The sequence below is a fragment of the Arthrobacter sp. 01T414 genome, from assembly GCF_056398965.1.
In genome coordinates this window covers 890,033-913,673 of the sequence record NZ_JBFTQK010000001.1, presented here as the reverse complement: position 1 = coordinate 913,673, position 23,641 = coordinate 890,033, and the positions used below count along the sequence as shown (strand labels likewise).

Annotated in this window: 18 protein-coding genes; 5 read left to right on the top strand and 13 right to left on the bottom strand. The window is 70.4% G+C overall.

Annotation, left to right across the window (positions count from 1 at the left end):
- Window positions 1–69: 69 nt before the first annotated feature.
- On the bottom strand, window positions 70–1,017 hold the full coding sequence (gene nudC / locus AC1DK9_RS04310) for an NAD(+) diphosphatase (protein WP_476915241.1): 948 nt from the start codon (window positions 1,015–1,017) through the stop codon (window positions 70–72).
- 323 nt (window positions 1,018–1,340) lie between these two features.
- Here nudC and AC1DK9_RS04305 point away from each other — a divergent pair, with 323 nt between their 5' ends.
- Window positions 1,341–2,654, top strand: a complete 1,314-nt coding sequence (locus tag AC1DK9_RS04305) for a macrolide 2'-phosphotransferase (RefSeq protein WP_476915093.1) — start codon at window positions 1,341–1,343, stop codon at window positions 2,652–2,654.
- A gap of 12 nt (window positions 2,655–2,666) precedes the next feature.
- Here AC1DK9_RS04305 and AC1DK9_RS04300 read toward each other — a convergent pair whose 3' ends face one another.
- From AC1DK9_RS04300 to AC1DK9_RS04290, 3 genes are all read right to left on the bottom strand, one after another.
- Window positions 2,667–6,257: an ATP-dependent helicase gene (locus AC1DK9_RS04300; protein ID WP_476915092.1), complete on the bottom strand. Its 3,591-nt coding sequence runs from the start codon at window positions 6,255–6,257 to the stop codon at window positions 2,667–2,669.
- Window positions 6,254–9,484: an ATP-dependent helicase gene (locus AC1DK9_RS04295; RefSeq protein ID WP_476915240.1), complete on the bottom strand. Its 3,231-nt coding sequence runs from the start codon at window positions 9,482–9,484 to the stop codon at window positions 6,254–6,256. The genes AC1DK9_RS04300 and AC1DK9_RS04295 overlap by 4 nt, the downstream gene beginning before the upstream one ends.
- 71 nt (window positions 9,485–9,555) lie before the next feature.
- Window positions 9,556–9,972, bottom strand: a complete 417-nt coding sequence (locus tag AC1DK9_RS04290) for an MGMT family protein (RefSeq protein WP_476915091.1) — start codon at window positions 9,970–9,972, stop codon at window positions 9,556–9,558.
- 120 nt (window positions 9,973–10,092) lie between these two features.
- On the opposite strand from AC1DK9_RS04290, the gene AC1DK9_RS04285 reads away from it, so the two are divergent.
- The 4 genes from AC1DK9_RS04285 (at window position 10,093) to AC1DK9_RS04270 (ending at window position 13,736) form a co-directional block, all read left to right on the top strand.
- Complete coding sequence (locus AC1DK9_RS04285; protein ID WP_476915090.1) at window positions 10,093–10,803, top strand: exonuclease domain-containing protein; 711 nt, start codon at window positions 10,093–10,095, stop codon at window positions 10,801–10,803.
- 285 nt (window positions 10,804–11,088) lie between these two features.
- Entirely contained in the window at window positions 11,089–12,114 is a 1,026-nt protein-coding gene (locus tag AC1DK9_RS04280) for a methionine ABC transporter ATP-binding protein (RefSeq protein WP_476915089.1), read from the top strand.
- Window positions 12,114–12,785, top strand: a complete 672-nt coding sequence (locus AC1DK9_RS04275) for a methionine ABC transporter permease (protein ID WP_476863077.1) — start codon at window positions 12,114–12,116, stop codon at window positions 12,783–12,785. Before AC1DK9_RS04280 ends, AC1DK9_RS04275 begins: the two co-directional genes overlap by 1 nt.
- 108 nt (window positions 12,786–12,893) lie before the next feature.
- A complete protein-coding gene (locus AC1DK9_RS04270; protein ID WP_476915088.1) occupies window positions 12,894–13,736 on the top strand; it encodes a MetQ/NlpA family ABC transporter substrate-binding protein in 843 nt (280 codons plus the stop codon).
- Window positions 13,737–13,841: 105 nt separating this feature from the next.
- Here the strand turns inward: AC1DK9_RS04270 and hemL are convergent, their stop codons facing one another.
- From hemL to hemG, 9 genes are all read right to left on the bottom strand, one after another.
- A complete protein-coding gene (hemL, locus tag AC1DK9_RS04265) occupies window positions 13,842–15,173 on the bottom strand; it encodes a glutamate-1-semialdehyde 2,1-aminomutase (protein WP_476915087.1) in 1,332 nt (443 codons plus the stop codon).
- A 13-nt stretch (window positions 15,174–15,186) separates the two neighbouring features.
- Window positions 15,187–16,305, bottom strand: a complete 1,119-nt coding sequence (locus tag AC1DK9_RS04260; protein WP_476915086.1) for an LLM class flavin-dependent oxidoreductase — start codon at window positions 16,303–16,305, stop codon at window positions 15,187–15,189.
- A complete protein-coding gene (gene hemB, locus AC1DK9_RS04255) occupies window positions 16,302–17,285 on the bottom strand; it encodes a porphobilinogen synthase (protein WP_476915085.1) in 984 nt (327 codons plus the stop codon). Before hemB ends, AC1DK9_RS04260 begins: the two co-directional genes overlap by 4 nt.
- Window positions 17,282–18,202 (bottom strand): uroporphyrinogen-III synthase, encoded by a 921-nt coding sequence (locus AC1DK9_RS04250; RefSeq protein ID WP_476915084.1) that lies wholly within the window; start codon window positions 18,200–18,202, stop codon window positions 17,282–17,284. The genes hemB and AC1DK9_RS04250 overlap by 4 nt, the downstream gene beginning before the upstream one ends.
- A gap of 20 nt (window positions 18,203–18,222) precedes the next feature.
- Entirely contained in the window at window positions 18,223–19,221 is a 999-nt protein-coding gene (gene hemC / locus AC1DK9_RS04245; protein WP_476915083.1) for a hydroxymethylbilane synthase, read from the bottom strand.
- On the bottom strand, window positions 19,218–20,486 hold the full coding sequence (locus AC1DK9_RS04240; protein ID WP_476915082.1) for a ferrochelatase: 1,269 nt from the start codon (window positions 20,484–20,486) through the stop codon (window positions 19,218–19,220). The genes hemC and AC1DK9_RS04240 overlap by 4 nt, the downstream gene beginning before the upstream one ends.
- On the bottom strand, window positions 20,483–21,196 hold the full coding sequence (hemQ, locus tag AC1DK9_RS04235) for a hydrogen peroxide-dependent heme synthase (RefSeq protein WP_476915081.1): 714 nt from the start codon (window positions 21,194–21,196) through the stop codon (window positions 20,483–20,485). Before hemQ ends, AC1DK9_RS04240 begins: the two co-directional genes overlap by 4 nt.
- 100 nt (window positions 21,197–21,296) lie before the next feature.
- Window positions 21,297–22,037 carry a hypothetical protein gene (locus AC1DK9_RS04230; protein WP_476915080.1) on the bottom strand — a complete coding sequence of 247 codons (741 nt, stop codon included), beginning with the start codon at window positions 22,035–22,037 and terminating at the stop codon, window positions 21,297–21,299.
- Between the two features lie 108 nt (window positions 22,038–22,145).
- Entirely contained in the window at window positions 22,146–23,636 is a 1,491-nt protein-coding gene (gene hemG, locus AC1DK9_RS04225; RefSeq protein ID WP_476915079.1) for a protoporphyrinogen oxidase, read from the bottom strand.
- Window positions 23,637–23,641 lie beyond the last annotated feature (5 nt).

The following is a 23,641-nucleotide window of genomic DNA, read 5'->3' as shown; positions in this document are numbered from 1 at the left end:
GCGCCGCGCTGCGGGGCCCGGCGAACGCTGCTGCCGCCGGGGGCTGTCACAGGGACTTCACTAAGAACGTCAGGCACTGTCCGGGCGATCTTGGATGACGCCCCCGTACCAGTGCTCGATCAGGGCCCGCGCGATCGAAAGCCGGCTGGAGATGACAATCTCGCCGCTCAGCACCGCTTCCTGCAGCTCGGCGCGGCTGAACCAGCGCGCCCGGGTGACCTCGACGCCGTCGGGCTTGGCCTCCGTGTCCTCCGTCGTTGCGGTAAAGCCGAGCATCAGCGAGGCCGGAAACGGCCAGGACTGGGAACCAAGGTACTGCGCGGCGGTAACCCGCACGCCGACTTCCTCGCCGATTTCACGGACGACTGCCTGTTCGAGGGACTCCCCGGGCTCGACGAAACCGGCCAGGGTCGAGTAGTTCCGGGAGTCGAGCGGGCCGCCGCCGCCGAGCAGCAACCGGTCATCCGGACCGACGACCGTGACGATGATCGCAGGATCCGTGCGGGGATAGTGCTCGGAATTGTCGGAGGGGCAGCGCCGGACCCAGCCGCCGGCTTCCGGCACAGTAGCGGCGCCGCAGCGCGGGCAGTGCGTATGGGTGGCGTGCCAGTTGGCGATGGCGCTGGCCTCGATGAACAGGGCCGTGTCGGTGGGGTCCAGCTGCGCGGCCACCTCGCGGAAGCCGGCCCACTGTGCGCCGGCGGGAATGCCCTCGACGTGCGGCTCGAACGGCTCGGCCCGGACCTCGAACTGTTCCGGGAGGACGAACAGCACGTATTGCGTTCCTGCGGCCGCGCGCGCTCCGGGCATTGCGGCGCCGAGGTAGACAACCTGTTCCGGGGCGTATGCGGTTCCCTTCAGCCGCGCGGCGAGGCCCGCAGCGTCGAGGAAGACGAGTCCCTCGCCGCTCACCAGCGCCTGGCGCCGGGACAGAACCATGGCCTGCACGTCGTCGGACCGCAGCAGCTCCTCCAGCATTCCCGGCTTCATCCGGGCTGCGGAGCCGCGGTCGATCATCGCAGGGCGGACCGGCAGCACGGTGTCCCGCAGCAGGTTGGCCGGCGGGCTGCCGGCAACGTGCTGTCCGGTATCAAACCGTTCGGTATCAAGCTGTCCGATATTGTGCCCGTTTATTTCTGCACTACCGGGCTCCGGTGACTCCGCAAGACTCATGTACCCACCGTACCGACCCCCGCCGACAATTGACATTTCCCCGGAGGGTCCCGCGGCGGTCCGGGACCGATTGCGGGAGGCTACCGTTCGGCGCGAATTCGGGCCGATCTTTCAGACTCGCCGTAATGCAGCGCCGTCTTGGGCCCGGCTCAATCTACCGTGGAAGCGTGAGAAGAAAACCAATCGAACTGGCAGCCGTAGCCACCGCGGCAGTCCCCGGCCTGACCCCGACCGCCGTGAGCTCCGCGCCCGACGATCCGGCAGACTTCGATTCCGCCCTTCTCCTCGACTCCGAAGGCAAGCGCTGGCGTGTTCGCTCACCGCGGCATGCCGAGGCAAGCGCACGGCTCGAAACCGAGTTCCTGGTGCTGCGCGCGTTCACTCCCGGCATCCGTGCCGAACTTCCCTTCCTGATGCCTACCGTGGCCGGCACCGTCCGGCAGGGTGAGCTCAGCACCTTCGTCTACTCCCACCTGTCCGGCGCCACGCGCTCGGTGGAGGAGCTCAGCGGCGGTTCCCCCGCGCTGGCCCGGGAGCTCGGCGCCGCCCTCGCGGCCATCCATGACCTTCCGCATTCGCTGGTCAGCAACGCCGACCTGCCCAGCTACACGCCAAACGAGTTCCGACAGCGGCGGCTCAACGAACTGGATCAGGCCGCCACCACGGGCAAGATCCCGCCGCTGCTGCTGCGCCGCTGGGAACATGCGCTTGAGGACGTCTCGCTGTGGCGTTTCAACCCGAGCGTGGTGCACGGCGACCTGCACGAGGACAACCTGCTGGTCGACGGCGACCGGGTCACGGCCGTGGCCGGCTGGACCGACCTGCGGATCGGGGACCCGGCCGACGACATGGCCTGGCTTGTCGCGTCCAATGACCAGGATTTTGTGGACGCCGTCCTCGCCCACTACACCTCCAGCCGCCGGGACGCCCCCGACGCCCATCTGCTGCGCCGCGCCGCGCTCTCCGCCGAGTTCGCCCTGGCGCAGTATCTGGTCAAGGGCCTTGCAGCGGGCGACGCGGAGATGATCCGGGAGGCCGAGTCGATGCTCGCGGTGCTCGCCGAGGACGTCGCGGAGCATGGCGGCCAGCCGATCAGCGTTGAGCCGCTGCCGCAGCCAGCCGTCACCGTGCAGCCGATCGGTCCGGACGCCCCCGGCTCGGCGCCGGGACAGGACCCTCAGCCCGTCAGCGACATGGCAGCCGCTGTCCATGTCACGCCGATCCCCCACGAGGAGCTTTCCGGCGCGGCGCAGGATGACGCTGCGGGCACTGCTGCCGCTTCCGGCGAATCGGAAGCCATCGCGCCCGAGGCCCCCAGCAGCGGTGTCGACGGGGACAGCGATTCGGAGCATGGCGGGCCCGACGGCGCGCCCGAGGCTGACGCCGAAGATGCCGAAGATGCCGCCACGCCGCCAAAGCCGACTGTTGCGGAGGACACTTCGACGACGGCGCTCACCGTGGTGCCGTTGAAGCAGCAGTAGCGGCGGCGGCAGCTAGTAGCCCGCCTTCCCGCCCAGTGCCGCGGCGACGATCTCTTCCAGGCGTTCCGCCGAGCCGAGGTCGTGCGGCCGGACCACCTGGTTGTCTGCCACGTAGTAGAACGCTGCCCGGACGTCCTCAAGCGGCACACCTTTGAGCCGCGACCATGCCAGACGGTAGACGGCGAGCTGCACAGCCTTGGTTTTGAGCTGGCTCGCGGAAGGCCGGCGTCCGGTCTTCCAGTCCACGAGGTCCCAGCCGCCGTCGGCATCGCGGAAGACGGCGTCGATACGACCGCGCACCACCACATCACCGATCCGGGTTTCCACCGGTACCTCGACGTGCGCCGGCGCCCGGTGTGCCCATTCGGATTGGCGGAAGGTCTCCACCATGGCGTCCAGTCCGTAGGCCTCGTCGATGTGGTCATCCGAACCGGCGGCCTCCCCGAGGTCCAGCATCCCGGTGGTGCCGAAGTACTCTTCGACCCACGCATGGAAGGCCGTTCCCTTGCGGGCCGACATGCCCGGCTCACGCGGGACAGGCCGCCGCAGCCGGGCCACCACGGAGCCCGCATCCTCGTCCAGGTCCACCAGCGTGGAGGCGGAAATATGGCCCGGCAGGTGAACGTCCTGGAGCGCGGACCGGCGGGAGCGCCGGTCCAGCAGGGTGGCCGCCTCCTGTGCCCAGCCGGCCGCCGGTCCGCGCAGTTTGCGCGCCGCCGGGGCCGAATCGGCTGGGGCCAAAGCTGCAGGGCCTAAGGCTGCTGGGGACGTCCCGGCCCGGGCCGGAACCGGCAACGAGCCGCCGTCGGGCTGGTCCAGTTGTTCCAGGACCCGCGCCGCGGCAGCCTCCATGGCGGCCCGGCGTCCGGGCACGAGACGCAGCCGTGCCCCGGTCCGCGGGTGGATGGGGCCCTCCAGGGGGTCGTAGGGCCACAGCGCCAGCTCCAGCTCGGAGGTCAGCGGGCTCTCCTCAGGCAACGCTTCCTCGGCGACCGAGAGCGGATGGATCCCGGCCGCCCCGGACGCGCCCAGCACTTCAAGTTCGGCCAGGAACGGGGACATTTCCGCCAGCCCGGCCCGGGAACCCACCCAGGCTGCGCTGGAAACCCAGAGCACGTGCTTGGCGCGGGTGTACGCCACATACGCCAGGCGCCGTTCCTCTGCCTCGCCGTGGGCCTGGACCGCGGACTTGAAGTCCTTTTCGGCGTCGAGCCAGCCCTTCTGGTCCGGCTGGTCGAGGTCCCACTGCGGCAGATCGGCGCGGTCCCCGCGGAGCGGCCACGGCAGTGCGGCGGATCCGCTGCTCCAGCGTGAATCCCTGCTGGACGGGAAGGCGCCGGCGTTCAGGCCGGGAACGAACACCACGTCCCATTCCAGTCCCTTGGAAGCGTGGACGGTCAGCAGCTGGACCGCCTCGTGGTTGACGTCCGGGGCGGCGGCGTCGAGGCCGTTCTCCTCGGCGGCGGCAGCTTCCAGCCAGGCCAGGAACGCGAGCACGTCGACCCGCTGCGAGGTGTGCAGGAACCCGGCGGCCGCGTCTTGGAAGGCGTCAAGGTTTCGCCGGGCCTGGTGGATGCTGATGCCGGGCCGGGCCGCGACTTCAATGTCGAGGAGCATGGCGCGCTCCACCTCGCCCAGGAGCGTGCTGAGGTCATCGCCCATGAAGCTGCGCAGTTGCCGCAGCTCGACGGAGAGCTTTTGCAGCCTCCCCAGCGCTTCGGGGCTGAGCCTGCGGCCGTGGGCGGAGGTCCAGTCCGGGCGGGGCAGCCAGTCCAGCGCCTCGACAAGGCTCGCCGCGTCGGTGAGGTCGCCCTCAATGATCGTTTCGGGACTATCAGTGTCACTGTCCCTGTCACTGTCGGCGTCCGTGTCTCCCGGGCGGCCGCGGCGCCGGGCCAGGAAGCTTGACCAGTCGCGGAAAGCCATCAGGTCCGCAGGACCGATCCGCCAGCGCGCACCGGCCAGCAGCCGCATCAGGGAGTCCGAGCGGCCCGGATCGGCCAGCACGCGCAGGGTCGCCACGAGATCGACGATTTCCGGGGTGTCCAGCAGCCCGCCGAGGCCTACGATTTCGTATGGAATGCCGCGCAGCTCGAATTCGCGGCGGATGCACTCCATCTGGGCCCGGCGGCGGCACAAGACGGCCATCGCGGGCGGCTCGGCTTCCCCACCCTTGCCGGCGTCGAAGTCGGTCCGCCGAAATTTCAGCACGTCGGCGGCGATGGCCGCCGCCTCGTCATCGTCCGTGCCGAAGCGGCCCATCACCACGCGGCCTTGGACGGCGGCAGGGCTGGGCTGCAGCGGCGGTACCTCCACGGTTTCGGCGCTGTTCCGGGCGCCGGCTGCACCGGCATGGGCTGCCGCCTTGCTGAGCGGGGCGGAAATGACGTTCGCGGCTTCAAGGATGTTCCGGCCGTTGCGCCACGCGGTGGTGAGATAGGACGTCGGCGCGACGGCGAACTTCCCCGGGGCGCCGCCGGTTTCGCCGGACCCGCGCCCATTGCCGCCGTCGTCGACCCGGACGGGGAATTCCCGGACGAAATGGAAGAGCTGGCCCGCGGAGGCACCGCGGAAGCCGTAGATGGACTGGTTCGGGTCCCCCACGGCGGTGACGGCGTGACCGTCGCCGAACAGCCGGGAGAAGAGGACCAGCTGGGCGTGCGAGGTGTCCTGGAACTCGTCCAGCAGCACCACCTTGTAGCGCTGGCGTTCCGTTTGCGCGGCCACCGGAATCTCGTTGGCCACCCGGGCCGCGAGGGCCACAAGGTCACCGAAGTCGAGTGCGCCGCGGGCCCGTTTGGCCTCCGCGTAGCGGCCCACCATGTCCGCCACGCTGGCACGGGTGCGGAGCAGGGCGCTGAGGTCCCCCGCAGCCTGGCTGGGGTTCTTCTTGGCCGTGGCGACATACGGCAGGGCCTCGAACTCGGCCGCTCGGTCCAGCAGCCAGCCGCGGACCTGGGCGGGGTCCTGCAGGTGTTCCGCGCACTCCCCGGCGAGCTGGATCACCGCCTTGACGAGGGTGGATTTCGCGGAGCGGAAATGCTGGTACTCGCCGTCATAGGCTTCCACCACCTCGCTCGCGAGCTGGAAGGACTGGGCGCCTCCGAGGAGCACGACGTCCCGTTCGACGCCGAGCCGGAGCCCGTAGTCCGAGACGATGCCGCTGGCGTAGGAGTGGTAGGTGGAGACCTTTGGTTCCAGCGCATCGGTGCTCAGCAGCCCGGCCGGGAACACCTTGTGCTCCGGGTCCGCGGCAGCGATCCGCGCCAGCGCGGCCAGCTTGGCCCGGATCCGGGTGGCGAGCTCGCCGGCGGCCTTGCGGGTGAAGGTCACGCCGAGGACCTCCTCGGGCCGGACCCAGCCGTTCGCGACCAGCCACACCACACGGTCCGCCATGGTGGCGGTCTTGCCGGAACCGGCACCGGCGATGACGAGCCGCGGCGCAAGCGGGGAGGAGATGATCAGGGACTGTTCGGCCGTGGGTGTGTTCTTCTCTCCCAGTATTGCCGACAGCTCTTCCGGGCTGAACCGCGGCGCGGGCAGCTCCCCAACATGTGCGGGCGGCGCAGAGGCAGCCTCCGCCGTCGTTGTCTCGCTGCTCATTCGGTAACCTGCTTTCCCCGTGCGCACAGCGGGCAGACCTCTGGGAGCCTGCAGCCATGGCCGCCGTGCCCGCCCTTGGCGGGGTCGTGGCGGGCTTCGAAAGTACTTCCGGACATGACCCGGGCGGCTTCGCCGACCATCTCCAGCGCCCAGTTCGCATCCGGATCAAGCGGCGGTTGGCTCTGCACGCCCGGGCTTTTGGTGCCGGTACCGAGCTGGGCCAGCACCGCCCCGCCGGACCGTGGGGGCGGACCGTCGTCCGGTCCGCCAAAGCCTCCGGCGAGCACCGCTGCCTGGTAGGCGCCCAGCTGGGGATGGCGCTCCAGCTCGGCTTTGCCGGGCTGGCGCTTGCCGGTTTTGAGGTCCACGATGACAAGCCGGCCCTCGGCGTCAATCTCGAGCCTGTCGACCTGGCCGCGGAGCACGGCCGGCCGTGCCGGCCAGGACTCCTCGCCGGCGGCTGCCTCGGAGGCGACGTCGGGAAGCTTCACCTCGAAGTCCTGCTCGACGCCGAGCAGGCTCCGCCCCTCGCTGCGCATCACCAGCACGTACTGGGCGAGCTTGCGCACCATGGTTTCGGCGCGTTGGTAATCGAGCTTGCCTTCCCAGTTGTCCTTCATTCCCAGGGACGGCCAGCGTTTGGCCAGTTCGGCCAGGTACTCGGTGCCGGAGGCGTCCGGGAGGTCCTGCGCGATGGCATGGACCAGGGTTCCGAGGCTGCGGGCAAAATCGGTTGCGGCCTCTCCGCCTGCGGCCTGGACGAACCAGTCGAGCGGCGCCTTCTGCACGGTCTCGACCTTGGAGGGCGAGACAAACACGGTGCTGCCGGGCGGCACCACGGGATCCGTCGAGGACAGCGGAGCCAGCCCCCACCAGCTTTCCGGGTGGGCGCCGGGCACGGCCGGCTGCGCACCGGCGAGGGCGCCGAGCACGGCGGTGGCCTCGGCCGCTTCGGCGGAGCCGCCGTCGAGCTGGGCGTACTGGCGGAGCTCAGCGACCAGCGCGCGCAAAGTCAGCGGCCGCTCCACGGTTGTGAAGCCGCGGCGGTCCTGGTCCGGGTGCAGGGGCGCGACGTAGTCCAGGAAGGATGAGGGCTGTTCGTCCTCCGAGGAAACGGCCGTGCAGATCAGCACCTCGCGGGCGCGCGAAACCGCGGTGGAGAAACTCCGCAGCTCGTCGTAGCGGATCTCGCGGAGCCGGCTCAGCGGATCGAGCTGCAGGGCGTACTCGACGCCGTGCTCGACGGCGTCGGCAAAGAGCGTGCTGCCAAGCAGTTCACCGCGGAGCCGGGTATTCGGCCAGACGCCCTCCTGCAGGCCGGGCACGATCACCACCGGCCACTCCCGTCCCGCGGCGCTGGCCGGGGTCATGAGTTCCACTGCGTCCTCGAGCTGTGCCCGGGCAGCCAGCGTGTCCATCGGCAGCTCCTGGCTGAGCAGGTACTCGAGGAATTGTTCCGGGCCCGAGCCGGGGAGCTGGTCCACGTACCGCTCGGCGGTGTGGAACAAGGCCATCATCGCGTCCAGGTCCCGGTCCGCGCGGGCTCCCGCCGCCCCTCCGGCAAGGGCGGCCTCGGTCCAGCGGCCGGCCAGCCCGGTGGAGTGCCACAGCGCCCACAGCACGGTCTCGGCGTTGCCGCCCGGCGCCGCCGCGGCCTCCCGGCCGGCGCGGATCATCCGGGCCACACGGCGGGCTGAATGCCCCTCGATCCCGAGCGTCGCCAGGGCGCCGGGGTCCAGCAGTGCCTCCACGAGCAGCGCGTCGCTGGTGCGGCCGCCACCGCCCAGCAGTTCCTCGCGCCGCAGCGATTGGCGGAGCCGGCGCAACTCGATCGACGTGGCACCGCCGATCCTCGAGGTGAGCAGCGAAACGGCGGATTCCGGGGTCAGGACGGCAGCGTCCAGCGCCACCGCATAGGCGTCCAGGAGCGGCCGCACGGCTACCTCGTCCCGGACCGCGGATTCGGCCACCGGGATCCGCACCGGAATGCCCTGGCCGGCGAGGTGGCGCTGCAGCTGGCTGAGCTGGCCGCCGTTGCGCACGATCACCGCGATGTCTCCGAGGTCCCGGCCGTCATTCAGCTGGGCCTCCAGGATCCGCTGCGCCACGTAGCGCAGTTCGTGGACCGGGGACGGCAGCAGGTGTGCCTCCACGGTGCCCTGGCCCTCCGGGGACGCCGGCAGGTCCGGGTGTTCGAGCCGGCGCGCCGAGGTCCCGCCGGAGCGCAGCGAAATCCTCTCCGCGACAGCCTGCCAGGCCCGCGCGACGGCCGGGGTGTGGCGGTGCGCGGTCCAGAGCGGGCGCTCAAGGGCGGCACCACCGGGAACGAGCAGCCGGGGCAGCTCGGCCACCAGGTCCGGCCGTGCCCCGCGGAATCCCTGCACGACGGTGTCCGGGGAGGAGGTGACGACCACGTCCTTGCCGGCGGCGATGTCCGCGAGCAGTTCGAACACGGCCGGGTTGGCCTCCTGGATATCGTCCACGAGGATCAGCTGGAGCCGGTCCCGCTCCGCGGCCAGGAATTCGGGGGCGTCCTGGAAAATCTGCCGTGCCGCCGTGATGATCCCGGCCGGGTCAAAGGATTCGGGCATGCGCAGGTCAAGGACGTCGCGGTACTCCGCATAGAGGGCGGCTGCGGCGGTCCAGTCCGGCCGGGCGCAGCGTCGGCCGAGGGCGGCCAGGTCCTCTGCGGTGCGTCCGGATTCGATGATCCGGTCGAAGAGTTGCCGGACTTCCTGCCGGAAGCCGCGAGTCTGCAGGGCGGCGCCCAGGTCCTCCGGCCAGGAAAGCTCCAGCCCCGCCTGGGCGTGGCCCTCAAGGAGTTCCTTGATGATCAGGTCCTGCTCGGGGCCGGACAGGAGCTTCGGTGCACGAGGCAGCGGCAGGATCCCTTCGGCCTTGGCGCGCCGGATCAGGTCGAAGGCGTAAGACGCCCAGGTGCGGGCCGGCGTCGTGCTCAGGCTGCGGTCCAGGCGTGCGGTGAAGCGGTCGCGCAGCGCATCGGCGGCGAGCCGGCCGGGGGCCAGGATCAGCATCCGCTCCGGGTCCAGACCGTCACGCAGTGCCCGGCGGACGGCGGTCTCGACCAGCACGGTGGATTTGCCGGTGCCCGGCGCGCCGGGCACCAGGACTGGTCCGGAGCCGTGGGCGACGTCGACGGCGTCCCGCTGGTCCGGCGAAAGCACCGGGACGGCACTATGCTGGGTCCGGGGCGGCAGCAGGCGCAGACCGGCCCGGTTCTGGGCCGCGGGGCCGGTGGTGGGGCTGGGAGTGTTGCTGGCGGGCTGGCTGGGGCTACTCACACGGACATTTCATCATTGGGGACGGACAATTTATGCAGCTCCCGTTCCAGGCGCTCGGCGATGGCGTCGATCCGCTCGAAGTCCGGCTCGGAGGGCGCCCACCGTGCGGTGACCAGGTCGACCCGCCAGCGGCCTCCCCCGGTGCGCTCGTAGTCCAGGTAGCTGCCCAGCAAGGGTGTTCCTTCGGCAAGGTAGAAGACCAAAGCTTCCCGTTCGTGGCCGGGCGGGGCGGCCCCGTTCGACTTCAGGATCCGCCACCAGGGGACGGCGCTGCCGTAGTGGCTCATGACCGAGCCGACCTGGCGGGGGCCGCCGGCGCCAAGGAGTTCGGCGACGTCGCCATAGGCGAGGGCCGCTCCCGGCGGCACCATCGACGCGAGCTCCAGCACCGCCTCCACATACTCCGTCCGCATGCACCAAGGTTACCGGGCATCGCAGTCGCCATCGCCGCCGGACACCCGCAGCCGGGGCCGCAGGAGGTAGCCTCCGCAGGGCGTCACAAAACTGTCGGCGCCAGCAGGTAGCGTTGAAGTATGAGCACCTGGCACACCCTCCCCCGCGCAGCCTTCGACCTTGAAACCACCGGCCGGAACTCCCGCGCGGCACGGATCGTGACGGCTTCCGTGACCGTGGTGGACGCCGACGGCTCGGTCATCAAGGAGCACGAGTGGCTGGCAGATCCCGGGGTGGAGATTCCCACTGAGGCCAGCGATGTTCACGGCGTCACCACCGAGCAGGCCCGGCGCGAGGGCCGGCCCGCCGCAGAGGTGACCAGGGAGCTGGCGGCCGTGCTGCAGGAACTGTTCGACACCGGGGTGCCGGTCATTGCCTTCAACGCCAGCTACGACTTCACCGTGCTCGCCGCCGAATCGGCCCGCTACGGGGTGCCTCAGCTGAGCCGCTTCCCGGTGCTGGACCCGTACATCATGAACAAGCAGGTGGACCGGTACCGCAAGGGCAAGCGCACCCTCACGGCGCTGTGCGAGGAATACGGCGTCGGATTGGACAACGCGCACACCTCCGCGGCGGACGCCCTGGCGACGCTGCGGGTGCTCGATGCCATGGCAGGAAAGTTCCCCAAACTTCGGATGCCGGCCAGCCACCTGCACCAGCTGCAGGTCGAGTGGGCTTCCGCCCAGGCCGCGGATTTCCAGAGCTATTTGCGCAAGACCAAGCCCGCGGCTGTGATCGAAGGCGACTGGCCGGTGCTGCCTCCCGAGGACGCCAGCCGGGGCGACTTCTAGTCCCGAAAGGGGCCAGCCGGCAGGGAACCGGCAAGCGACTGGGACAGAGATCACAGCGGCAGTTGCCCCCGCCCGCAACGCATGGCACCCTCCGGGATTTGGCGGCCGGAAGAACACCCCTTTATTGCCCGTGCCACTTGACCGATGGCCAAAATTATCTTCATCCGTTGGCCCTTTGTGACGAACTAAATACGGAAGTGGATGCCCCTTGGCCCCGCTGACATAATTTAGTTCAGAACTGGGCGTGTGATATTTCGCGCCCGAAACCCAACCGCCAAGGGATAAATGATCACAGTTACCGACCTTCGTAAGGTCTACCGGCAGGGCAAGAAGGAAGTGGTGGCCCTCGACGGCGTCACCCTCTCCGTGCCGAAGGGCTCGATCCACGGCATCATCGGACACTCCGGTGCCGGCAAGTCGACGCTGGTGCGCTGCCTGACCCTGCTGGACCGCCCCACCTCCGGGTCCGTCAACATCGACGGCACCGAACTGAGTTCCGTGCGGGACTCGGAAATCCGTGCTGCGCGGCGGCGCATCGGCATGGTTTTCCAGCACGCGAACCTGATGGACTCCCGGACCGCGGCCGGCAACGTGGCCCACCCCCTGGAGCTCGTCAAGACCCCGAAGGAGAAGATCCGCACCCGGGTGGCCGAACTCCTGAAGCTTGTGGGGCTCGAAGGCTTCGAGAATGCCTACCCGTCCCAGCTCTCCGGCGGCCAGCGCCAGCGCGTCGGGATCGCACGTGCCCTCGCCTCGGACCCCGAGGTCTTGCTCTGCGATGAACCCACCTCGGCCCTGGACCCTGCCACGACGGAGGAAATCCTGGACCTGATCCAGGACCTGACCCGGCGGCTCCAGCTGACCGTGCTGATCATCACCCACGAGATGAACGTCGTGAAGCGGGTCTGCGACTCCGTTTCGTTGCTCTCCCGTGGCCGCATCATCGAACACGGCGCCCTGCAGGACGTGGCGGGCGAGCTCGACAGCAAGCTGGCCCGCGCCCTCCTTCCGCTGCCGCCGTCGGAACCCCTGCACGGCGCACTGCAGCGCGGCCCGGTCCTGGAGATCCTGTTCTCCGGCGAAAGCGCCAAGGAACCCGTCCTGACCGGCGTCGCCCGGCACTTCGACATGGACCTCAACGTCCTCGCCGGCAGCGTCGAAACGCTCGGCGGCCAGCAGTTCGGGCATCTCCGGGTGCAGCTCGCCGAAGACGCCGATTTCGACGCCGTCCTCCGCTACCTGCATGACCGGGGCATCAGCGCCAAGCGCGTCGCCGCCGATGCAGCTCCGACGGAAGAAGGAGCCAACTAATGAACGATATTTTCAGCAACCCGGTCCTGGCCCGGGCCCTCCCCGAGGCGATCGTGGAGACCCTGCAGATGGTCGGTATCTCCGCCTTCTTCACCGTGCTCATCGGCCTGCCGCTGGGCGTCTTCCTGCACGTCACGGCACCCGGCGGACTCCGCCCGATGCCGGTCACGAACCGGATCCTCAGCGACGTGATCGTCAACATCACCCGGTCCATCCCGTTCGCCATCCTCATGGTGGCGCTCATTCCGCTGGCCCGCGCCCTGACCGGCACGAGCCTCGGCCCGATCGCCGCGTCGGTGTCCCTATCCATCGGCACCATCCCGTTCTTCGCCCGGCTGGTCGAAGCCTGCCTGCGCGATGTGCACCACGGCAAGATCGACGCGGCCCAGGTGATGGGCTCCACCAACATGCAGATCATCAGCAAGGTGATGCTGCGCGAATCCCTGCCAGCCCTCGTTGCGGCCGCCACCACCACCGTGGTGACCCTCGTGGGCTACTCCGCGATGGCCGGCCTGGTCGGCGGCGGCGGCCTCGGCAAGCTGGCCTACAACTACGGCTTCCAGCGCTTCGACGTCACGGTCATGATCGTCACCATCGTCCTGATCGTCGTCCTCGTCCAGGTCATCCAACTCGTGGGCGAGCGGATCTCCCGCGGCCTCGACCACCGCTGACCGACAGATAACCCACCCCAGCCTTGCAGCGGGTAGCCGCCCTCTGCACCTGCGCGGACCACGGCATCGCCGTCGAATTTTCCGCCTCTTTTGAAAGGAACGCATCCGATGCGTAAGTCACTCACCCTCCTGGCCACCGGCATTGTCACTGCCCTGGCGCTGACGGCTTGCGGTGGTTCGTCCACCCCCAGCGCCCAGGTCACGACGCTGGATCCGGCCAAGCCCGCCACCCTCACGGTCGGCGCCAGCCCGGTCCCGCACGCCAAGATCCTCGAATTCATCAACCAGGAGCTCGCCCCCAAGGCCGGCCTCAAGCTGGATATCAAGGAGATCGAGGATTACCAGACGCCGAACACCGCCCTGAGCGACGGCTCCCTGGACGCCAACTTCTACCAGCACCTGCCCTGGTTCGAGGACCAGGTCAAGACCAAGGGCTACAAGTTCGGCCACGGCGCGGGCGTGCACATCGAGCCGTACGCCGCGTTCTCGGAAAAGGTCAAGAACATCAAGGACATCAAGGACGGGGCCAAGGTCGCCATCACGAACGACCCGTCCAACCAGGTCCGCGCGCTCAAGGTCCTCCAGGTCGCCGGCCTGGTCAAGGACATCAAGGATGACACCTCGGTGCTGACGCTCAGCGATGAGCAGAACCCGAAGAAGCTGAAGTTCTCCGAGAACCAGCCGGAACTGCTGATCAACGACCTCAAGGACCCCTCGGTGGACCTGGCCCTGATCAACGGCAACTTCATCCTCAAGGCCGGGCTGAGCACCAAGAACGCCCTGGCGGTCGAGTCCGTGGACAACAACCCTTACGCCAACTTCCTGGCCTGGCGCGAGGACTCCAAGGACGACGTGCGGATCAAGAAGCTCGACGAGCTGCTGCACTCCCCCGAGGTCAAGGCCTTCATCGAGAAGGAATGGCCCAACGGAGACGTGACCCCGGCTTTCTAGGCCCGGACTCCGCGTTAAACACTTTCGGCACCCGCCACGGCGGGTGCCGATTGTGTTTAAGAACGACGGCGGCGGTCCCGGGCTGGGAGCCGCGCCGGCGGCGAACTAGCCCTTGGCCGCTGCGGCAGCCTTCGCCGCGGCCGGCAGGGCGTCGAAGATCCGGTTCATCGCGGCATCGTCGTGCGCAGCGGAGAGGAACCAGGCCTCGAACACCGACGGCGGCAGGTAAACCCCGGAGTCCAGCATCGAGTGGAAGAACGGCGCGTAGCGGAAGACCTCCTGGCCCTGCGCGTCGTCGTAGTTGTGGACGCCGCGGGCCGAGGTGCCGAAGGCCACGGAGAACAGGTTCCCGGCTCGCTGGATGGAGTGGTCCACGCCGGCAGCGTCCAGGGCCGCGGACAGGGCGCCGGAGAGTTCCAGCGACCGGGCGTCGACGAACGAGTACACCTCGGGCGTTGCGTTGGTGAGCGTCGCTACGCCGGCCGCCATCGCTACCGGGTTCCCGGAGAGGGTGCCGGCCTGGTAGACCGGGCCCACCGGCGCGAGGTAGTCCATGACCTCGGCGCGGCCGCCGAGGGCCGCCGTCGGCATGCCGCCGCCTATCACCTTGCCGAAGGTCAGCAGGTCCGGGGCCCACGGCTCGGCCGCGTCGGCCGCCCCGCCGGTGAGGCCCCAGTAGCCGGAATAGCCGGTGCGGAAGCCGGTGAGGACCTCATCGAGGATCAGCAGGGCGCCGTGTTCGCGGGTGATCCGGGCCAGCCCGGCGTTGAAGCCCTCGCCCGGGGTCACCACGCCCATGTTGGCCGGCGCGGCCTCGGTGATGACGGCGGCGATGCTGTCGCCGTGCTTGGCGAAGGCGGCCTCAACGGCGTCGAGGTCGTTGTAGGGCAGCACGAGGGTTTCGGCGGCGGTCGCGGCGGTGACACCAGCCGAGCCGGGCAGCGCGAGCGTAGCCAGGCCCGAACCGGCGGCGGCGAGCAGGCCGTCAAGGTGGCCGTGGTAGCAGCCGGCGAACTTGATCACCAGGTTCCGGCCCGTGTAGCCGCGGGCCAGCCGGATGGCGGTCATGGTCGCCTCGGTGCCGGTGGAGACCATCCGGACCCGCTCGGCAGCCGGAACGCGCTCCTGGACGATCGCGGCGAGGTTGGCCTCGTCCGGGGTCGAGGCGCCGAACGACAGTCCGCGGTCCACGGCGGCGTGGACCGCCGCGAGGACCTCCGGGTGGGCGTGGCCCAGCAGCGCCGGGCCCCAGGAGCAGACCAGGTCGACGTACTCGGCGCCGTCGGCGTCGGTCAGGTACGGGCCCTTGGCGGAGACCATGAAGCGGGGCGTGCCGCCCACCGAGCCGAAGGCCCGGACCGGCGAGTTGACGCCGCCCGGCATCAGGCGGCGGGCGCGGTCGAAGAGTTCCTCATTGCGAGGGTGGGTGGAAGTCATGGTTCCTATTCTTTCAGTTCTGCCGGGTATCCGGCGTCGCACCGGCCAGCAAGGCAGCCACCCGCGGCGCCACCTCGGTGCCAAACAGTTCGATGGAGCGCATCATGGCCGCATGCGGGAGGGTGCCGTTGCTGTACTTGAGGTCAAAGCGGTCCACCCCGAGGCTGCGCTTGAGCAGGGCGATCTTTGCCGCCACCGTGTCCGGTGAACCGACGTAGAGCGCGCCCTCGGGGGCGCACAGGTAGTCGAATTCGGCACGGTTGCCCGGTCCCCAGCCGCGTTCGGCGCCGATCTGGTTGCGCTGGGCCAGCCAGTGCGGGAAGAACTCCTCGCGGGCTTCCTCATCCGTGGCGGCGACGTGGCCGGGCGAATGCGTGGCGAGCTGCTGCATCGGGTGACCGTATTTGGCCATGGCCTCGCGGTAGAGCCCGGCCAGCGGGGCGAATGAGCCGGGTGTGCCGCCGATGATGGCGAAGATGATCGGGTAGCCGTATTCGGCGCAGCGCAGCACCGACTCGGGAGTGCCGCCGACGCCGATCCAGGCCGGCAGCAGGTGGTGTTCGAGCGGCGGGTAGACGCTGAGCCCGTTGATGGGCCGGCGGGTGCGGCCCTCCCACTTGACCGGTTTCTGCGCGCGGACCTTGTCGAATAGCTCGAGCTTTTCCTCGAACAGGACCTCGTAGTCGGCCAGGTCCAGGCCGAACAGCGGGAAGGACTCCACGAAGGAGCCGCGGCCCAGCATCACCTCGGCCCGGCCGTTGGAGATCGCGTCGACGGTGGCGAAGCGCTGGAAAACCCGGATCGGGTCATCCGAGCTGAGCACGGTGACCGCGGAGCCGAGGCGGATCTTCTTTGTCCGGGCCGCAGCGGCCGCGAGGAAGACCTCCGGAGCAGACACGGCGAAGTCGCGGCGGTGGTGCTCCCCCACTCCGAAGGCGTGCAGCCCCACCTCGTCCGCGAGTTCGGCCTGTTCCAGCAGCTGCCGCAGGACCTGGGCGTGCGGGACGGGGTGCCCGTCGGGGAACACCCCCACGTCGCCGAAGGTGTTCAGGCCGAGCAGGATCCTGCCCGGGCCCACCGGGGCGGTCGGGTTGGCTCCCGACGCCGGGTCCGGCACCTCGGCGGCGCTCACCGGGTTTCCTTCAACCAGCCGGCGAGCTCGCTCGCCCAGTAGGTCAGGACCATGTTGGCGCCGGCCCGCTTGATGCCCAGCACGGATTCGGTGATGGCTGCCCGGCGGTCGATCCAGCCGTTTGCGGCGGCGGCCTCGATCATCGAGTACTCGCCGGAAATTTGATACGCGGCCACCGGCACCGGGCTCATTGCGGCGACGTCGGCCAGGATGTCGAGGTAGCTCATGGCGGGCTTCACCATGACCATGTCGGCGCCCTCCTCAAGGTCAAGTTCAACCTCGAGGATCGCTTCGCGGCGGTTGGCGGCGTCCATCTGGTAGGTGCGCCGGTCCCCGGTGAGCTGGGAGTCGACAGCCTCGCGGAAGGGGCCGTAGAAGGCGGAGGCGTACTTCGCGGCGTAGGCCACGACGGCCGTGTTGGCGTGCCCGGCGGCTTCCAGCGCCTGCCGGATCACGGCGACCTGGCCGTCCATCATGCCCGAGGGGCCCAGCACGTGCGCGCCGGCTTCGGCCTGGGCGACGGCCATCTGCCCGTAGATCTCCAGGGTCGCGTCGTTGTCGACGTAGCCGTGCGCGTCCAGCACGCCGCAGTGGCCGTGATCGGTGAACTCATCGAGGCAAACGTCGCTCATGATGACGAGGTCGTCGCCGACCTCGGCCTTCACGTCGCGGATGGCCTGGTTCAGCACGCCCTCGGGGTCCAGCGAGGCGGTGCCCCGCGCGTCCCGTACGGCCGGGATGCCGAAGAGCATGATGCCGCCCACGCCCAGCTGCACGGCCTCGGCGGCGGCGCGCTTGAGCGACTCGGTGGTGTGCTGCTGCACGCCGGGCATCGAGGCGATCGGGTTCGGTTCGGTCAGTCCCTCCCGGATGAACGCCGGAAGGATGAGTTCGGCCGCGGAGAGGCGGTGCTCTGCCGTCAGCCGGCGCATCGCGGGGGTGGTGCGGAGCCGGCGGGGGCGGTGCGTGGGGAAGCTCATGATTGGTCCTTCACAGTCTGCTCGGGGTCGGGATGGGGTGTGGGGTGCGCCGGATCCAGGGCACGGATGACAGCGGCGACGAGTCCGGAAGCGGTGGGTTCCTCGGCGACGGCGGCCACCGGCAGCCCGAGGGCCAGGGCCTCTGCCGCCGTCGAACGTCCGATCGCGACGAGCCGGCACTCACCCAGCGGCGGCAGCCCGGTGTGGACGCGGCGGGCTGCGCTCGGTGACGCCGCGACGACGGCGTGCAGGGTGCCCGCGTCGATCGCGGCTTTGGCGTCCTCCAAGGTCAGGACCGGGGCGGGGTGGCCCTGGAGATCAGTGGCGGGGGCCAGGCTGCGCCGCGGGTCGGCGGGATAATCGACCGTCCGGTAGGCGGTGACGGCCTGGACCGAGGCGCCGCGCGCCTCCAGCCCCCGGCGGAGCCGCGGGTCGGCGATGTCGGCCTGCGGCAGCAGCACGGTGCCTTGGCCGCGCGGCCAGACCTCCAGCAGTCCCGCGCCGGACTGCTGCCCGCCGGGCGCCAGGTCCACGGCGATGTTTAGGTCCTCAAGCACGCGGCGGGTGGCCGGGCCGACGGCGGCAACCTGCAGGCTGCCTGGCAGCCAGGCGCTGAGGGCGGCGCCGCGTTCGGCGGCCTTGGCTTCGAGGACCTGGACCGTGGTCACGCTGCTGACCACCAGCCAGGCGTAGGCTCCGGCGCCAAGGGCGTCGAAGGCCACGTCCAGCGAGTGCTGGTCCGAGGCCAGCTCGAAGTCGATGAGCGGCAGCAGCAGCGGCTCGGCGCCGGTCTCCCGGAGCGCGGACACCAAGGCACCAGCCCGGTCCGGATTGCGGGTGACCAGGACCCGGGCGCCCTCGAGCACCCTGGGCCCGGCGTCCCCGTCCGGCCGGGGGCTGGCACTGCGGCGTCCCATCAGGAGAGGATCCGTCCGGCTCAGGAAGCGGCCAGATCGGCGATGTCGGCAGCACCTGCTGCCAGCAACGCTTCGGCCAGTTCGATTCCCAGCAGGGTGGCGCCAACCTCGGTCAGCCCGTCGGTGGCCTTCTTGTCCCGGACCGTGGCGGTGCCGTCCACGGCGCAGACCACGGCTTCGAGGTGCAGCATGCTGCCCTTCCGGTAGGCGTAGGCGCCCACCGGAGCGGCGCAGCCGGCTTCGAGCCGGGCCAGGAGGGCCCGTTCGGCGGTGACGGTGAGGCGGGTGTCCGGGTCATCCAGGGCCGCGAGGGCCTGTGCGAGCACGCCCTGCGAGCCCTCGGTGGACCCTGCCTTGCGCGGTGCGTCCGCGGTGCGGCATTCGATCGCGAGCGAACCCTGGCCGGCGGCCGGGAGCATCACGTCGGTGTCCAGGTACTCGCTCACGGCGTCCAGCCGGCCGATCCGGTGCAGCCCGGCTGCGGCGAGCACGACGGCGTCAAGGTCGCAGGATTTGCCCTCGACGTACGTCTCGGTGCTGTTGCCCGGCAGTCCGGGCACCCGGCCGAGCCGGGTGTCCACGTTGCCGCGGATATCGCGGATCTCCAGGTCGGGACGGGCTGCCCGCAGTTGGGCGGCGCGGCGTGGCGAACCGGTTCCCACGGTGGCGCCGGCGGGCAGCTCGGAGAGCTTGAGCCCGTCCCGGGCGCAGAGCACGTCGCGGACGTCGACGCGCTTCGGCGTCGCGGCCAGGCTCAGGCCGAGGGCGGCGCCGGTGGGCAGGTCCTTGAGCGAATGGACCGCGACGTCGCACGCATCCCGCAGCAGGGCGTCGCGCAGCGCCGCCACGAACACCCCGGTGCCGCCCATCTGGGACAGCGGGCCGGTCAGGACGTCGCCGTCGGTGCGGATGTGGACGAGTTCCACCGGGAACCCGCCGACGGCAGCCAGCTGGTCCGCGGTCTGCTGGGTCTGGGTGAGGGCGAGCTTGCTGGCCCGGGTGCCGATCCGAACTGTCACTGCGGTGCCTGGCCTGCCGCCGTGGTGGCCGCGGCTGCGGGAGCCCCGGCCGGGTAGGGGTCGTGCCCCGTCCCGACGGTGGTGTCCGCGCCGGCGATGGTGGGCTTTTCGCCGCGGAAGTTGGCGCAGCAGCCCGGCCGGCACACGTCGTACCAGGGGCCGAGCTTGGTCAGGTGCGGCCGGTCGGCAATGTTGTTCGCCGCGGTCCGCTCGCTGATCAAGTCCACGATCCCGGCGACGAATTTGCGGTGCGTCCCGGGCGTGGGAACGCGGGTGGCCGCGAGGCCGAGCTCGCCGCAGGTTTCCAGGGCCTCGGTGTCGAGGTCCCAGACGACCTCCATGTGGTCGCTGACGAAGCCCAGCGGCACAATCACGACCCCCTTGATGCCCTGGCCGGCGAGCTCCTCGATGGCGTCGTTGATGTCGGGTTCGAGCCACGGAACGTGCGGGGCGCCGGAACGGGACTGGTAGACGAGGGACCACGGCGCGGTGAGGCCGGACTCGGCTTCGACCCTGCGGATGACCTCGGCGCCGGTGGCCAGGTGCTGGGCCACGTAGGCGGAGTCCTGATCGAACTGGCGCGGCTCACCCTCGGAGCGGCCGGCGGCCTCGGCGTCGCGCGTCGGAATCGAGTGCGTCGCGAAGAGGATGTGGACCGGTGCGTCCGGAGTGCCGGCTGCGGACAGCTGGGCGCGCACGTCGGCCAGGCCGGCGGCGGTGCCTTCGACGAAGGGCTCCACGAAGCCCGGGTGGTCAAAGTACTGGCGAACCTTGTCTACCTCGAGCTTGCCGTCCAACCCGGTCTCGGTCAGGGCCATGCCGATGTCCTCGCGGTACTGGCGGCAGCTGGAGTAGCAGGAGTAGGCGCTGGTGGTGATCATCAGGACCTTGCGGTGCCCGGCGTCGTAGATCTCCTGGAGGGTCTGCGGGATGTAGGGGTCCCAGTTGCGGTTGCCCCAAAAGATCGGCAGGTTGATCCCGCGGGTGGCGAACTCGGCCTCCATGGCGGCCTTGAGCTGGCGGTTTTGTTCGTTGATCGGGCTGATGCCGCCGTTGGCACGGTAGTGGTGCGAGACCTCTTCGAGCCGTTCGTCCGGGATGCCGCGGCCGCGGGTGACGTTGCGCAGGAAGGGGATGACGTCTTCCTGGCCTTCGGGCCCGCCGAAGGAGGCGAGCAGCACGGCGTCGTATTCCTTGGGAGCCATCCGGCCGGCCTCGGTGACGGGGTTCACGGCAGTGGTGTCCTGGGGGTCGAGCGGGCTCATGCGAGGACCTCGGCAATCTCGACGGCGCTGACGCGGCGGCCGGTGTAGAACGGGACTTCTTCGCGGACGTGGTGCCGGGCCTCGGTGGCGCGCAGGTGGCGCATCAGGTCCACGAGGTCAACCAGCTCCGGGGCCTCGAGGCCCAGGATCCATTCCCAGTCGCCGAGGGCGAAGGAGGACACGGTGTTGGAGATGACCTGCGGGAAGTCGCGGCCCAGGAGGCCGTGGTCGCGGAGCATCGCGCCGCGCTCGGCGTCCGGGAGCAGGTACCACTCGTAGGAGCGAACGAACGGGTAGACGCAGAGCCATTCGGCCGGCTCCACGCCGCGGGAGAAGGCGGGGGTATGGTTCTTGGCGAACTCGGCCTCACGGTGCACGCCCATCGCAGACCACGCGATCTCGGTCCCGGTGAAGAGCTTGCTGCGGCGGATGTCGCGCACTGCCCGCTGCAGGGCTTCGGCCTTCGGCCCGTGCAGCCAGACCATGATGTCCGCGTCCGCGCGCATCGCCGACACGTCGTAGCTGCCGCGGTGGACGACGCCGTCCTCCGCCAGCCGCCCGATAAGTGCATCGAAGTCCTCGGCCGCGTCGCCGCTGCGCAGGACATCGGCGGAGCGCTTGAAAACCGTCCAGAGCGTGAAGAACTGCTCGGTCGATTCCTCGGCTGCTGTTCCGGTTTTAGTGACAGATTCGGCAGAAGTGTGGCTCATGGATACCAGTCTGCCCCCTCCCCCGAGCTAAGTCGAAATAGAGCACTTCTACAACGCGTAGAAGTGCTCAATTTCACAACGAAGGGATTTATTAGGGCGCTTAGACCCGGCGCATCCGCAGGACCACGGCGCCCGCCCCCAGTGAGACGGCGACGAGGCAGATTCCCCAGCCGACCAGGGCCGAGGGCCCGGATGGCTGGACGGAGGAGGCCGCCTGCATCTTGTCGCCGGACCGGGGGGTTGCGGTGGGAGACGCTTCCTTGGCGGCGGACATCGTGGTGGCAGACCTCGGCGTCCCGCTCGGGCTGGCCGTCGGCTTGCCGGCCGTGGCGCCGGCGGCGGTGCCGGAGGCTGCAGCCGGGGTGTCAGCGGCTGGCGGCTGGACCGGGGCCGGGGCCTGCTGGGTTCCGGTGGGCTGGCCTGTGACCGGCTGCGGGGCCGCTGGCACCGGCTGCGGCAGGGATGTTCCCGGCGCCGTGGTCCCTGGCGTGGCAGGCTCGGACGCCTGCCGGGAGGCCCGCTGCTCCGGAGTCTCGGTCGGATCCGGTGCGGTCGATGTCGGCGGGGCCGTGCTTTCGGTGGGCTCCGGGCTGGCGGAGCCGGACGTCGGCGACGGCGACGCATCCGGGGAGTCCACCAGGCCGCCGATCAAGTCGTCGATGCCGACAGAGATCGAGGCTGACGGCCCGTCCGGGCTTGGTGTCGGAGTGGCAGCCTGCGTGGCAGGAACCCCTGCTGTGAGAGCCAGTACCGCTCCGAGCGCCACCACTGCGGTGCCGCGCCGGAGTCCCCCATGGTGACCGGCCGGCGTTTCTGGAACTTCGGACCTGTGCATAACCATGGTCAACGAGCCTAGCCGGAGAACAGGGGCGTGGAAAATTTGCCCAAACGCGTACTTTCCGGCTAGCGGGGACCTGCCGGGACCGCTTTCACGGCTCCACGGCGGGCCTCAGGGCAGCAGGTCCGCCACCTGTTTGGGAGTGTCGGCGACGATCGCGGCGAGGCCGTTGCCGGACAGCCAGCCCCCGACGACGGCGAGGCCGCCCTCCGCCGCGCACAGCTGCCGGACCTGCTCGACCCGCTTCTTGTGGCCGAGTGCCGCGAATGGCAGCGCCCCGGACCAGCGCACCACGTCCCAACCGACCACGTCGGCCGGCGACAGCGGGACGGCCAGCAGCGTGGCGGCATCCTGCAGCGCGGCGTCGAACAACTCCTGGTCGCTCCGGGGCTCGGYGGCCGCCGCAACGCTCGGGATACCGGCACCGTTTGGGGTCCCGGCGCCCTCCGGCGCGGCCGCGCCGCGCCCGTAGGAGAGGCGTAGGACGTGACGGCCGGGGGCGGTGCGTTCGGCCAGCCATGACCATTTGGCGGTGGCGTGGGTGAGCGCCTTGGCGCGGACGCCGGGGCTCTGCGGGGCCACGAGCACGCCGGTGCCGCGCGGGGCGGCATCGAGGGCATCGTTGTCCAGGACTAGGGTCACGAGCCGCACGTCGGGTCCCGCGTCCGGGCGAAGGGCCGAGAGCGCGGGCACCGCGCCGGCGAGCAGTTCCACGGCTGCCGGGCCCTCCACCGCGACAACCAGGCGTTCCGCGGCGAAGCGGGTCTGCCCCGCGGTGACCTGCCAGCCGCTCGGGACACCCTGCACCGCGTCGGCGCGCGTGCCGCTGAGCAGGGTTACGCCCAGCCCGCGCAGATCAGCCAGGAGCGCTGCAACCAGCGTGTGCATCCCGCCGCGGAGGCCCGCGACGGCGGAGCCCGCCTTCTGCAAGCCCGGCTGCCGGGCCGCACTGCCGCGGCGCTGTGCGGCCACGGCGGCGGCAAGGGAGCCGTGCGCGCGGATTCCGGCGCGCAATCCGGGGGCCACCATATCCACGTCAAGCAGGGCGGGGTCCGCCGAGTGCACGCCGCCGACCACCGGCGCTACCAGCCGTTCCAGCACGCGCCTGCCCATCCGGGCACGAACCAGGGCGGCGACGCTGGTGAACTCCGCGGCGGTCCCCACGGTGGCCGGCAGCAGGGCATCCAGCGAGGCGCGGACGGAACCCAGGAGGCCGAGGGAGCGCCGGACTTCCGGGTCCCAGGGGTTGGCGGGAATGCCGAGGACGCCGGTCTTGGGCAGTTCCCGGGGCCCGTCGGGTAGCTGGACCCAGGCGCCGCCGGGGTTGGGCGGGACGATCTGCGCGCCGAGGCCCAGTTCCTCGGCCAGGCCGGCCACCGCGGCGGACCGGGTGGCGAAGGATTCGGCGCCGCTGTCCAGGGTCAGGCCGGCCACCACATGGCTGCCCACGCAGCCGCCCCACTCCCCCGAGGCTTCCAGCACCGTGGTGCGGACGCCTGCCCGGGCCAGCTCCCTGGCTGCGAGCAGGCCGGAGACGCCGCCGCCCACCACCACGGCCGTGGGGGCGTTGGCGCCGGGTTCGGCGTCGGAGGCGGTGTCCAAGAGGG

What these genes read in the sequence shown, in the direction of transcription:
- AC1DK9_RS04300 (WP_476915092.1), bottom strand. Translation starts at nt 6,257, where the DNA reads ATGAGCAGCGAGACAACGACGGCGGAGGCTGCCTCTGCGCCGCCCGCA.
- AC1DK9_RS04290 (WP_476915091.1), bottom strand. Translation starts at nt 9,972, where the DNA reads ATGCGGACGGAGTATGTGGAGGCGGTGCTGGAGCTCGCGTCGATGGTG.
- AC1DK9_RS04230 (WP_476915080.1), bottom strand. Translation starts at nt 22,037, where the DNA reads ATGGTTATGCACAGGTCCGAAGTTCCAGAAACGCCGGCCGGTCACCAT.
- AC1DK9_RS04285 (WP_476915090.1), top strand. Translation starts at nt 10,093, where the DNA reads ATGAGCACCTGGCACACCCTCCCCCGCGCAGCCTTCGACCTTGAAACC.
- AC1DK9_RS04275 (WP_476863077.1), top strand. Translation starts at nt 12,114, where the DNA reads ATGAACGATATTTTCAGCAACCCGGTCCTGGCCCGGGCCCTCCCCGAG.
- hemQ (WP_476915081.1), bottom strand. Translation starts at nt 21,196, where the DNA reads ATGAGCCACACTTCTGCCGAATCTGTCACTAAAACCGGAACAGCAGCC.
- AC1DK9_RS04280 (WP_476915089.1), top strand. Translation starts at nt 11,089, where the DNA reads ATGATCACAGTTACCGACCTTCGTAAGGTCTACCGGCAGGGCAAGAAG.
- AC1DK9_RS04240 (WP_476915082.1), bottom strand. Translation starts at nt 20,486, where the DNA reads ATGAGCCCGCTCGACCCCCAGGACACCACTGCCGTGAACCCCGTCACC.
- hemB (WP_476915085.1), bottom strand. Translation starts at nt 17,285, where the DNA reads ATGAGCTTCCCCACGCACCGCCCCCGCCGGCTCCGCACCACCCCCGCG.
- nudC (WP_476915241.1), bottom strand. Translation starts at nt 1,017, where the DNA reads ATGATCGACCGCGGCTCCGCAGCCCGGATGAAGCCGGGAATGCTGGAG.
- AC1DK9_RS04270 (WP_476915088.1), top strand. Translation starts at nt 12,894, where the DNA reads ATGCGTAAGTCACTCACCCTCCTGGCCACCGGCATTGTCACTGCCCTG.
- hemL (WP_476915087.1), bottom strand. Translation starts at nt 15,173, where the DNA reads ATGACTTCCACCCACCCTCGCAATGAGGAACTCTTCGACCGCGCCCGC.
- AC1DK9_RS04250 (WP_476915084.1), bottom strand. Translation starts at nt 18,202, where the DNA reads ATGGGACGCCGCAGTGCCAGCCCCCGGCCGGACGGGGACGCCGGGCCC.